Origin of the sequence: Rheinheimera sp., assembly GCF_036568245.1 — a bacterium.
In the GTDB taxonomy this organism is placed as follows: domain Bacteria; phylum Pseudomonadota; class Gammaproteobacteria; order Enterobacterales; family Alteromonadaceae; genus Alishewanella.
The window spans coordinates 1-6,366 of the sequence record NZ_DATCSY010000048.1 but is presented as its reverse complement, the minus strand read 5'-3'; the positions used below and the strand labels follow the sequence as shown (position 1 = coordinate 6,366).

4 protein-coding genes are annotated in these 6,366 nt (G+C 51.8%); all 4 read left to right on the top strand.

From position 1 onward, the window contains the following. Positions 1-165: 165 nt before the first annotated feature. Positions 166-2,145, top strand: a complete 1,980-nt coding sequence (locus VIN66_RS02290; RefSeq protein WP_331922488.1) for a choline BCCT transporter BetT — start codon at positions 166-168, stop codon at positions 2,143-2,145. Between the two features lie 99 nt (positions 2,146-2,244). Beyond that, positions 2,245-3,078, top strand: coding sequence for a DMT family transporter (locus VIN66_RS02285; protein ID WP_414709852.1), 834 nt, complete (start codon positions 2,245-2,247; stop codon positions 3,076-3,078). A 116-nt stretch (positions 3,079-3,194) separates the two neighbouring features. Further along, positions 3,195-4,049 (top strand): sulfotransferase, encoded by an 855-nt coding sequence (locus VIN66_RS02280; protein ID WP_331922486.1) that lies wholly within the window; start codon positions 3,195-3,197, stop codon positions 4,047-4,049. Continuing rightward, positions 4,046-6,366: DUF4347 domain-containing protein (locus tag VIN66_RS02275; protein WP_331922485.1), on the top strand; the 2,321-nt coding region annotated here is incomplete at its 3' end. The genes VIN66_RS02280 and VIN66_RS02275, both read left to right, overlap by 4 nt.

The window sequence follows — 6,366 nt, the reverse complement described above, 5'->3', positions numbered from 1 at the left end:
TTCAGTAGCAGCCGGTGGCCTGTTTACCTATTTCGATTTGGTACATGCCCGTAACCAGCCGTTTATTGGCAGCAGCATGGCGGCCAACAGTAACGACACCGAGCGGCGTTTTAATATTAATGTCGGTTACTACTTTTAATCTACGTCTGACGGATACCTTGTTTTATGCAACCACACAGTCGGTTTAATAACAAAAACGTGCGTATAAATCCTTATGTGTTTTTCAGCTCAGCCGGGCTGGCATTGCTGCTGGTAATTTGTGCGGTAATGTTCAGTGAAAGTACCAATGCGATATTTAGCACCGTGCAGAGCTGGATCCTGCAAAACGCCGGTTGGTTTTATATTCTGGCGGTCGGCTTGTTTCTGCTGTTTGTCGTGATCCTGGCGCTGTCTGATTTTGGCCGTATTAAACTGGGGCCTGATCACAGTGTGCCCGACTACAGCTACAGTTCCTGGTTTGCCATGCTGTTTTCAGCCGGTATGGGCATTGGCCTGATGTTCTTTGGCGTAGCCGAACCGGTGATGCACTACGCCAGCCCGCCGGTCGGCGATCCACAAAGCCTCGATGCAGCACGTCAGGCGATGAAAATAACCTTTTTCCATTGGGGTATGCACGCCTGGGCCATCTATGCCGTGGTCGCGCTGTCGCTGGCGTACTTTGCCTTTCGTCATAACCTGCCGCTGTCGATCCGCTCGGCATTGTATCCGCTGATAGGCGAGCGCATTTATGGCCCGGCCGGTCATGCGGTAGATACCTTTGCTGTGCTGGGTACCTTGTTTGGTGTAGCGACATCGCTGGGGTTTGGCGTGTTACAGGTTAACGCCGGGCTGAATTACCTGTTTGATGTGCCGCAAACGATTACTGTGCAGGTGGTGCTGATCACGGTGATAACACTGATTGCAACTACATCGGTGGTGATGGGGCTGGACGGCGGCATCCGCCGCGTGTCAGAGCTTAACCTGTTGTTGGCAGTAGCCTTGTTGCTGTTTGTATTAATAGCCGGGCCAACGGTGTACTTGCTGCAAACCTTTGTGCAAAACACTGGCAGCTATTTATCTGAACTGGTGCATATGACTTTTAACCAGTATGCGTACGAGCCCACCAGTTGGTTAGGCGGCTGGACGCTGTTTTACTGGGGCTGGTGGATTGCCTGGGCACCCTTTGTTGGTATGTTTATCGCGCGGGTATCGCGTGGCCGCACCATCCGCGAGTTTGTTATAGGGGTACTGCTGGTGCCGGTTGGCTTTACCTTTATGTGGATGACGTTCTTTGGCAACACTGCACTGCATATGATTATGCTGGACGGCTACACTGAGCTAGCTGGTGCAGTATCGGCTGATACTGCGGTGGCGTTGTTTCAGTTTTTCGAGCATCTGCCTCTGGCCAGCATTACCTCGTTACTGGCGACTATTCTGGTGATCACTTTCTTTGTTACCTCATCCGACTCCGGCTCGCTAGTGATCGATATGCTGACTTCTGACGGCGAAGACGAGTCGCCAGTATGGCAGCGCATTTTTTGGGCGCTGGCCGAAGGAGCTGTCGCAGCAACACTGTTACTGAGTGGTGGACTGGCGTCTTTACAAACCGCGACTATCGCCAGTGCACTACCGTTTACGCTGATTATGCTGCTGATGTGCTGGGGCCTGCTGCGGGCACTGCGGATAGAAGTGGTAAAACGCGTCAGCCTGCGCGAAGCGATGGTAATGCCTAAATCCCCCAAAGCGCCGGTGCCGTGGCAAAAGCGCTTGCAAACGCTGGTGCACTTCCCGAAGCAGCAGGAAGTCGAACACTATATGCAGCAAACCGTGCTGCCGGCAATGCAGGAAGTAGCCGCCGAGCTGCGTAAGCAACAGCTTAGTGCTGAAGTACGGCAAGAGCCGGACCGCAGCTGGCTGGAGGTGTATCACGGGACTGAAGTGGATTTCTTCTATTCAGTGCATCTGGTTGCTCATACCGCACCGGCCTTTGTAATGCGCGATACGCAAAAAGCCCAGCACGATGCGCTGCAATACTACCGTGCGGAAGTGCATTTGCGTGAGGGCGGCCAGGATTACGACATTATGGGTTGGACGCAGGATCAGTTAATCAGCAATATTCTTGACCAATACGAAAAGCATATGCACTTTTTGCATCTGGTGCGCTAAAAGCCGTTATAATGCGCCACCTTTTCTGTTGGCGCATATTCTGTGTCTTACGAGTATCTTGCACTTGCCGCAGCCTGTTGTTGGGCGCTGGGCAGTTTAATGTCGGCTCAGGCCTCTACCCATTTAGGCGCGTTTTACTTTACCCGCTGGCGTATGCTGTGTGCCGGCAGCCTGCTATGGTGTATAGCCTTTAGCACGGGCGGCTGGGCCAGCCTGACCCTCAGCAGCACGTCGGTGCTGGTGCTGTCCGGCTTTATAGGCATCTTTATCGGCGATACCGCACTATTTGCCTCGATGAACCGGCTGGGCCCACGCCGTGCCGGTGTGCTGTTTGCTACCCATTCGCTGTTTTCAGTCATTCTGGCATATCTGTTTTTAGGCGAAACCCAATGGGGCTGGACCTTAGTCGGCAGCAGCCTGCTGGTAAGCGGCGTAATGGTGGCGATTTTGTTTGGTAAACGCAAAGCAGAGCAGCATGCGTGGGAAGCCAACCACAGCCAGCTGAAAAGCGGTATCGCGCTGGGGCTGCTGTCAGCCTTGTGTCAGGCAGTTGCTACCTTAATGCTAAAACCGGTAATGGAGACCGATATCGACGCCGTAGCCGCCAGCGCCGTGCGTATGACAACGGCCTTTGTATTGCACCAGCTGATTTTTATGCTGGGGCTAAAAGTGGCCCGTGCTTACCTGCCAATGACAAAGAAAGTGTTTTTACTGGTGCTGGCAAATGCCTCGCTGTCGATGGTACTGGGCATGACCTTGCTGCTATACGCACTGCGCTTTGGTGATGCCGGCATGGTAGCCATTTTATCCTCTGTCAGCCCGGTAGTGGTGCTACCGCTACTGTGGCTGGTATACAAACGCAGCCCCGCCTGGGGCGCATGGTTAGGAGCCTTGCTTACGGTTGCAGGCACCGTGCTGATATTGCGAAGTTAAACATTTTAGCAAAAGAGCACTGCCCACCAGAGAAGTGAACGCCGGCTGAATATACTGCTTGCAGCATCAGCACTTATCACAGACAATTGCCCAAAATTACAACAAAAAGCTTTCTGATGTCTAAACGCGTGCACTTTATCTCTGGCTTACCCCGCTCAGGTTCTACGCTGCTGGCTGGGATCCTCAGGCAAAACCCCCGTTTTCATGCTGCCATGAGTAGCCCGGTAGCCGGGCTTATTAATGGTTTACTTGAACAAATGGGCGCCGCCAGCGAGTCTTATAGTTTTTTTGATGACGCAAAACGCAAAGCAATCTGTAGCGCCGTGTTTGACGCCTATTATCAACACAATGACAAAGCACTGATCTTTGATACCAACCGGAACTGGACAGCCAGAATGCACCAACTGGTGGAGCTGGTTGATGATTTTAAAGTGATCTGTTGTGTGCGCAATCCAGCCTGGATTATGGACAGTTTTGAGACAATTTATCGCAAGAACCCATTTGACTATAGCCGGATGTTCAGTCCGGCAACCCGCCAAACGGTGTACAGCAGATGTGAGTCGTTGATTGCTGCAGGGGGCGCAGTAGGTGCTGCCTGGACTGCTTTAAAAGAAGCCTATTACGGGGAGTTTTCAGACCGCCTGTTATTGGTGGATTACGAACTGCTCTGTCTGCATCCGGAACGCACACTGGAACTTATTTATCGTTTTCTCGGTGAAACGCCATTCAAACATGACTTTGACAACGTGGCGTATGAAGAAAACGAGTTTGACCAGAATTTAGGTGTCAAGGGGCTGCACAGCGTGAAAAAGAAAGTCAGCTTTACCAGCAGGCGTAGCATCCTGCCTCCCGATTTATTCGTCAAATACCAACAAATGGATTTCTGGCAGGACCAGGCTGGCACAGCAGCCAATATTATCGCCGGAAAAAGAACAACACCGACTCCTTCTGCCGGAAGCCATACAGAATGAAACAAGCCTTACTGACCGGATTATCGTCTTTATTATTTCCGCTGGGCATTTATGCCGGGCCTCCGCCGACACCGAGCTACCAGCGTTCTTACCTGAGTGCCGCTCAACCCGGAAACATCGACTTGGCGGACGCCGCGTTACCGCGTGATTTGGTTGATCTGGCTGCTGAGCAGCTCGACATTCAGACGGGCGAAGCCGTGCGTGAACTGGTGGTGGTGGATGGCGGTATCAATGTGGCTGACCAGGCTGTTTTACGCCGGGGACTTAAGCCTGGTGTAGCCATGGTCGAGATTTCGCCTGACTCTGCTGGCTTACCACAGCTGATTGCTGCGCTGAAGGGGTATCACAACCTTGCCGCCATTCATATTGTTTCTCATGCGGAAGCTGGAACCATTTTGCTCGGTAATTCGCGTATTACTGCCGACACTATCCAGCAGGAAGTGCACGCCTTTGCAGCTTTGCATGGTGCAGTACGCGAAGGCGGCGACTTATTGTTTTACGGATGTGAATTAGCCGCAAATACGGCGGGTGAACAGTTGCTGGAGATCATCAGCAATAAAACCGGTTTGGATGTGGCGGCATCGAATAATTTAACCGGTAATCCTGTGCTTAATGGCGATTGGGAGCTGGAAGTTAAACGCGGCAATGTTGAGTCCCGTCTGGCATTTTCAGAAAAATCCCTGAAGGATTTCTCCAGTGTGTTAGTGGCTTCAAACGGAACCAAAACATTTCAAACCGGTTGGGTAGATAACAACAGCAATCTGACCCACACCGACTTTATTCTTACCGCGAAGGACAGTGGTGGCAGTGCAATTTCCAACCTCAGTATCTTCTACGCATCTCCTTTCCCTGCTTATGTGCAGACTGGCTACAACACATCCACGATCGGGACCTATTTCTACCTCGCTGCAGATGGGGTTGATACTGGTAGCTTTGAGTTAACCGGATTAGTGGCGGGAGAAGCTTCTGGATTGGGTGGTCAATTCACTAATGTGCAGGTGATTGGGATCAAGCCGGACAACAGCACTATTACCTCCAGCATTATTACTGGAAGTGGAACTCCTGATGAAACCTTCACATTTGCGGCTGGGCAACTAACAAATTTTTCCGGGGTAAAACTAAAAGCCTTTAAGCTGGTGTTTGATACAACCAGCGGGTCGGCTACCAAACCTTTCTTTGAGTTCCGCTCCTTTTCTATTACTGGGGCGTTAGCACCACTGCCTAATGTAACTGATGGGCGTATCAGTATTTCCGGTGCATCTGGCACCGGTGGTGCTTACAAAATTGGTGATACGGTTACTGCAACCTGGAATAACACCGCAGGCGGCGATAACAACAGCGGTATTACTGGCGTAACTGTTGATTTCTCCCAGTTTGGTGGCGGTGCTGCGGTGACTGCAACTAATAACAGCAGTACTTACACCGCAACTTACACCATTACTTCGGGTGCCATTGATACCACCAGTCGCAATGTCAGCGTGACTGCAACCAATTCAGCAGGAAATACCACAACCGCCGATACCAGTAATGCTACAGTCGACAACCAGGCTCCCATAGTTACTGATGCACGAATCAGTATTTCAGGTGGCTCTGGTTCTGGTGGCACCTATATTATCGGCGATACCATAACCACTGCCTGGAACAATACTGCAGCAGGGGATAACAATAGCGATACCATCAGCAGTGTAACAGTAGATTTTTCTCAGTTTGGCGGAGGTGCAGCGGTTGCTGCGACCAATAGCTCGGGCACATGGACAGCTACGTACACTGTCGTCGCCGGTGCAATAGAAGCCACTACACGCAATGTATCGGTTACAGCAACCGATAATGCTGGCAATACCACCACAACTGCCGATACCAGCAATGCAGGTGTGGACAATGCCGCACCTGTTGTCGCCAGCGTTAGCGTACCGGCCAACGGCACCTATGTTGTGGGGCAAAACCTGGATTTTGTTGTGAATATCGCTGCTGCCAGCGATGTGGTCGTCGACACAAGCGGCGGCACGCCGCGCATTGCACTGACGGTTGGCGCCAGCACCCGTTATGCCGACTATATTTCCGGCTCTGCGTCACCGTCGTTAACCTTCCGTTACACGGTGCAAAGCGGGGATATTGATGCCAACGGTGTTACTGTTGCCGGTGTAATTGATGCTAACAGCGGTACCTTAAAAGACACTGCTGGCAATAATATGAATCTGACATTAAACAATGTCGCCAGTACTGCCTCTGTGCTGGTGGATGGCTCGACAGCACCGGATGCGCCAACCATAGGCACCGCCACAGCGGGTGACAGTCAGGCGACTGTCACCTTTGCCGC